Origin of the sequence: Anabaenopsis arnoldii (assembly GCF_028331025.1) — a bacterium.
Lineage (GTDB): Bacteria > Cyanobacteriota > Cyanobacteriia > Cyanobacteriales > Nostocaceae > Anabaenopsis > Anabaenopsis arnoldii.
On sequence record NZ_JAQMUH010000022.1, the window covers coordinates 1 to 5094 of the forward strand.

At 43.2% G+C, this 5094-nt stretch carries 6 protein-coding genes and 1 pseudogene; 2 read left to right on the forward strand and 5 right to left on the reverse strand.

The window, feature by feature from the left end:
- Positions 1–535: pseudogene (locus PN457_RS01735) on the reverse strand (transposase); the annotation flags it as partial.
- A 171-nt stretch (positions 536–706) separates the two neighbouring features.
- On the opposite strand from PN457_RS01735, the gene PN457_RS01740 reads away from it, so the two are divergent.
- On the forward strand, positions 707–1171 hold the full coding sequence (locus tag PN457_RS01740) for a hypothetical protein (RefSeq protein WP_271730905.1): 465 nt from the start codon (positions 707–709) through the stop codon (positions 1169–1171).
- A 37-nt stretch (positions 1172–1208) separates the two neighbouring features.
- On the opposite strand, the gene rpmA is transcribed toward PN457_RS01740, so the two are convergent.
- From rpmA to bchI, 3 genes are all read right to left on the reverse strand, one after another.
- Positions 1209–1490: a 50S ribosomal protein L27 gene (rpmA, locus tag PN457_RS01745; RefSeq protein WP_271730906.1), complete on the reverse strand. Its 282-nt coding sequence runs from the start codon at positions 1488–1490 to the stop codon at positions 1209–1211.
- Between the two features lie 27 nt (positions 1491–1517).
- Positions 1518–1913 (reverse strand): 50S ribosomal protein L21, encoded by a 396-nt coding sequence (gene rplU, locus PN457_RS01750; RefSeq protein WP_271730907.1) that lies wholly within the window; start codon positions 1911–1913, stop codon positions 1518–1520.
- A gap of 234 nt (positions 1914–2147) precedes the next feature.
- Positions 2148–3272 (reverse strand): magnesium chelatase ATPase subunit I, encoded by a 1125-nt coding sequence (gene bchI, locus PN457_RS01755; protein ID WP_271730908.1) that lies wholly within the window; start codon positions 3270–3272, stop codon positions 2148–2150.
- Positions 3273–3485: 213 nt separating this feature from the next.
- Between bchI and PN457_RS01760 the strand changes: the two genes are divergently transcribed.
- A complete protein-coding gene (locus PN457_RS01760; protein WP_271730909.1) occupies positions 3486–4673 on the forward strand; it encodes an AbrB family transcriptional regulator in 1188 nt (395 codons plus the stop codon).
- A 141-nt stretch (positions 4674–4814) separates the two neighbouring features.
- On the opposite strand, the gene PN457_RS01765 is transcribed toward PN457_RS01760, so the two are convergent.
- Entirely contained in the window at positions 4815–4925 is a 111-nt protein-coding gene (locus PN457_RS01765) for a zinc ribbon domain-containing protein (RefSeq protein ID WP_271730910.1), read from the reverse strand.
- Positions 4926–5094: the final 169 nt, after the last annotated feature.

Genomic DNA, 5094 nt, shown 5'->3' on the forward strand with positions numbered 1-5094 from the left:
ATTACACGCACCCTCAACAGTGAAAGGAGCTATCAGCTGATGGTTACACAGCGCGGCAATTATGTTCACCCGACCTTCACGACGACCTGATTTAAGTGCATGGAAGCGCTGTCCTTTTGAGTTCCAACCGTAATCATACTGCTCTGGGTTGTCCATTCCTGACTCATCGAGGTATACAATCTTCTCCACAGGTAACTTGGACAACTGCGTTACGAAAGCCTGTCGTTTGACCTCATCGCGCTCACGGTAGCCATAAGTCTTTTTTTTCGCGTAAAACCAATTTTTTTCAAAGCTCTTGAGATTGTGCGATCGCTAATTTCTTCAGGCCAAAGTCAGGCCATCTCTACTTGGGTTTTATCGCTATGTACCGAAGCAAACTCACGAAATTTTTCCCATCGGTTTTTCGCTTCAACCATAGGGTGATGGTGTTGCGACTAATATTAAACATTTGACTGGCTTGAGTTTTCTTCAAGCCATTGAGTTCAATCCCTTGGATTACTTTTTGACGAAGGTCGTAACTGTACGGCTTGGGCATATACCTGTAGCAAGCGATCGCTTCACATGAAAAGGGACTACTTATAGTTTATGCTTAAATTACCTTGGCGGTTGCTATGTTTGCGGATATCGCACTGGAGAACATCACGACTGGAACGCGCAAATTCAAGGATGTTTGTATGGATTTAATCACCGAATTAATGATTCTATAATGGCTAGGCCAACCCGTCTTAGATTGAATGTTAGTTTGAAAACACTACCTTGGATTTCTTTAGTACTCGTCTCACTGAGTTACAGTACATTGGGTTGGGTATTATCAGATAATAATGCCCCTCTTTATCTGTGGATATTACTTATATTAGCTATTTTAGTTTTAGTGGCGAGCTTAACTGTTTCTGTGTCGGTAATCTCAAAATATTCTAGTCTATTAGTTAGCTCAAATCTCAGGTCTTTTACTGTTGCCACTCTTGGCGCTTTCTTGTTTTTTCTGATGCTAGCTTGGTTCGGTATATTTCTGGATATGTTGCTGATTATTTGTGCGGGTATCTTGGCGAGAATTGACTGTCAAACTGCTGGTATCACACAATTACAAGCTTTTTTAATTATCTTGCTCTTTTCATTAGGGGGGTTAGGTTGCGGTCACTTACTACACTTCGTATCTTCAGGGTATGTGTAGTGGTTGGAGAGGGTGGGGATTACCCACCCACGCACATCTAAACGGTAGCTGTCTCCCCTGGGGTTGCAACTGGATAAACACTAACTTTTTTGCGGGCTTTACCTTTTCTCTCAAAGGCTACTAAACCATCAATTAAGGCAAACAAGGTGTCATCGCTACCAATACCAACATTGTTACCGGGGTGAAATTTGGTTCCCCGTTGACGTACGAGAATGTTTCCCGCTAGTACGGTTTGACCACCGTAGCGCTTGACTCCCAAGCGTTGAGCATTAGAGTCGCGTCCGTTACGAGTACTACCTGTTCCTTTCTTATGAGCCATAATTACCTCTTGTGTTTTCTTTCTTTATTATTCAGCTACAGCTTCTACAGGGGAATTATCGGTATTCGTATCGTCTGATACCTCTTCTGGAGCAGTAAATACCGCGCCATTCAGGGTGATGGAATCAATCATCAGTCTAGTAATTTCTTGCCGATGTCCGCGTTTTTTGCGGGTTTTCTTTTTCGGCTTCATTTTATAAACTATGACTTTGCGGCCTCTCAGATTCCTGAGAATTGTTCCTTCTACCGTCGCCCCTGTTACTAACGGCTGTCCTATGGTGACTTCGCCGTCATGCTGCACTAGTAATACTGAATCTATTGTAACTTTTTCGTCGGCTTCGATATGGAGCAGTTCAATATCGTAAAAGCGACCAGGTTCAACTTTTAGTTGCTTGCCGCCAGTTTCAATAATTGCGTAGGTCATGAAATTGTCCTTGAAGTTGCCGTACAGGTAGCTGGCTTTAAAGGCGATCGCTCGCTGTTGCTAGCTTTTGTGTATGTCTACCTGATCCGAGCAGGAATAAGACAGACAATCCATCACTATACTTATATTAATCTGCTTATGTCAACTGTGATTGAGGGGTTTAGTTGAGTTTTAAATATTACTATAAGGTGTTGAGTTTTGAACAACCAGTTCAAAACTCAACAGGGGAATTTGTTAATTTCTCGCCCCTAACTTTTGACCGACACCATTTTTTTGTGCTGGGTCGTCTGCGGGTAATTCCACACCAAAGACACGCCCAAAAGCCTTTTCTACTTTGTAGCCAGAATCAATGGACTCTAAGGGGTCTTTGCGGAGTCTATGACGCAGACATAAAGTAATTACACGTTTGATATCATCAAGAGTGACTTCTGTCCGACCTTCAAAAGCGGTTAATGCTTTGGCGGCGCGGTTGGTAACAATATCACCACGCAAACCATCAACATCTAGTTCTGAACAAATTTCGGAAATTTTCACCCGCTGCTCGTAGTCAAGTGTGACTTGGGGTAACAAATTCTGAGCATTGACAATTTTTTCTTGTAATGCTTCCTGTTCAGATTGATATTTTTGCAGAAATTCAGGCGGATTTTGGTCAAATTCCGCCCTTTGTTCCACAATCTGCACCCGTAAAGCAGGTTCTTTGACGGTGTGAATTTCTGCGTGCATTCCAAAGCGGTCTAACAGCTGGGGGCGTAATTCACCTTCCTCGGGGTTCCCAGAACCTACCAGCACAAACCGGGCTGGGTGGCGAATAGAAATTCCTTCCCGTTCTACAGTGTTCCACCCACTAGCAGCAGAGTCGAGTAACACGTCTACTAGGTGGTCATCTAGCAAATTGACTTCATCCACATAGAGAATACCTCGGTTAGCCTTGGCTAGCAATCCCGGTTCAAAGGCTTTCACACCTTCAGATAAAGCTTTCTCAATGTCGATGGTACCACAAACTCGGTCTTCTGTAGCTCCCAATGGTAGGTCTACCATTTGAACTTTTTTATGAGTCACGGGTATTTCCGCCCCCTGTTCCACCATCTGGCGAACTTCATCGCTCATCACGTCGGGGTCTTTGGGGTCACTATTGAAGGGGTCATTGGCCACAACTGGGATTTCTGGCAATAAATCCGCCAGGGCCCGGATAGTCGTGGATTTACCGGTGCCGCGATCGCCCATAATCATTACACCACCGATTTTGGGATCAATCACGTTCAACAGCAGCGCCAGTTTCATTTCTTCCTGGCCCACAATTGCTGTAAATGGGAATACCACGCGACGCGCACTGGCCGTGGATTGAGCAGTTGGAGTCACTAAATTACCTTAACAATATTTTTCTTATTACCGTTCTCTATTGTGCCACAGTTAGGAGGTGAAGAAGCGACTACAGCAGGTTGGTAATTTCAAATCAGCCTCTGAGGTAGTAACACTGCATGGAAATTTAACTCAAATTTATTTAGATGTGAGTTCACAGTCGAGCGCGTTAATTTAAGTACATAGTTAATTTAATTTAAATAGCCCCGGTCGATGAATCAAAACCTTAATTTAACTTCCACCCAAGAGTTCCCCACTCATAAAAATCACAGTTTTTCCCCACTACAGTTATCTGTGAAGCCATTGATTATCTTTACTCTAGAACTGCTACTAGCAATACCCCTGGGTTTAGTCTTAGTCAAATTACACGTGGGCGGAATTGCTTGGATATTTGGGGGACTAGCCTCGGGTGCTATGGTTTTACAAATATGTCGGATTGTATATCAGTATAATCCCAGTCCTAATCGCCGGGCCCGCAAGGTGGGAATGGCACTTGTGGGCTTAACTGTGGGTGCTTCAAGTAGTGGTAGCGATTTAACGGGTTTGGCTTCTGGGATTCCTGTATTTATTTTTCTGACTTTGTTCTTAATAGTTTGTGGTATCTGCATTGGCTACATCTACTCTCGCTTGAGTCAAACCAATTTATTAACCTCTATGTTGGCGACGGTTCCCGGTGGTGTGGGAGTTATGTCATCTATTGCTGCGGATTATAATCGTAATGTCACCCTTGTAGCTTTGGTTCAGGCTATTCGTGTTACATCGGTTGTATTACTGATTCCATTCATTGCACGGTCATCTGTTGCTGATGTTCTCCAGGCTGAAACTTTACCTGTGACAAATACAGTAGTAAATTTTGACCCGTCTCAATTAGGCTTCCTCTGTTTGGCGCTGCTAATTACGGCGTTGGTAGTTTATCTGGCTGGTTTATGTAAACTCCCCGCTGCTGAGTTTTTTGGTGCATTATTAGTTGGTCTGGGGTTTAATCCTTTGCTCCACTGCATACCTGTTTTGGCTGATGTGACTTTTAATCCCCCCGGGTTGATAAAATTATTAGGCCAAATGCTTCTGGGAATTACCATTGGTGAATATTGGGGAAAGAAACCTAATATTGGCACAAGAGCCATTAGTTACGGTTTTATGTCTGTGGCTATGACTCTAGCTGCTGGTGCGATCGCTGCTATGCTGGCCATGCAGTTAACTTCTTGGGACTGGTTAACTTGTCTACTGGTTACCGCACCAGGAGGAGCGCCAGAAATGATCCTGGTATCCCTGACATTAAATCATGATGTCGAAATTGTCACCACTGGCCATTTAATCCGACTGATTGCTATTAATAGTTCCCTACCCCTGTGGATCTTTTTGTTTCGCCGTCTTGATACCCAACTTTCTGAGTCAGTTTAATCCCCCAATGTTTCCATGACTAATCACCAAGAATTAGATGCTCATCAATGGGTCAAAACTCGTTCATCCGATCCAAAAAAGCTAACTAATGCTAACAAAAGTTGGCTTTTTCTTCGGTGTTTCACCCTAGCAGTGTCGGCACTATCTAGTCCACAGGCTAACACGATCAATCTGACCGCTTCTTTTTTTTAAATTAATCGCCGCGTTTAAATCTCTATCACTTTCAAAGCCACAACTATCACATTTAAACACTCTTTGAGATAATGACAGTGATGATTTCTGGTTCTTCAGTACCTAATATGCTAAATTGTTTTGATAAAATCCGAAAAGGCTTACCGTATAAGGGAAATAATGTTGGTTATTGAAGAAAATGCCTGAATATTCCTTCTTAATCTCTGTTCGGTGTGTTCCCTGTTCCCTG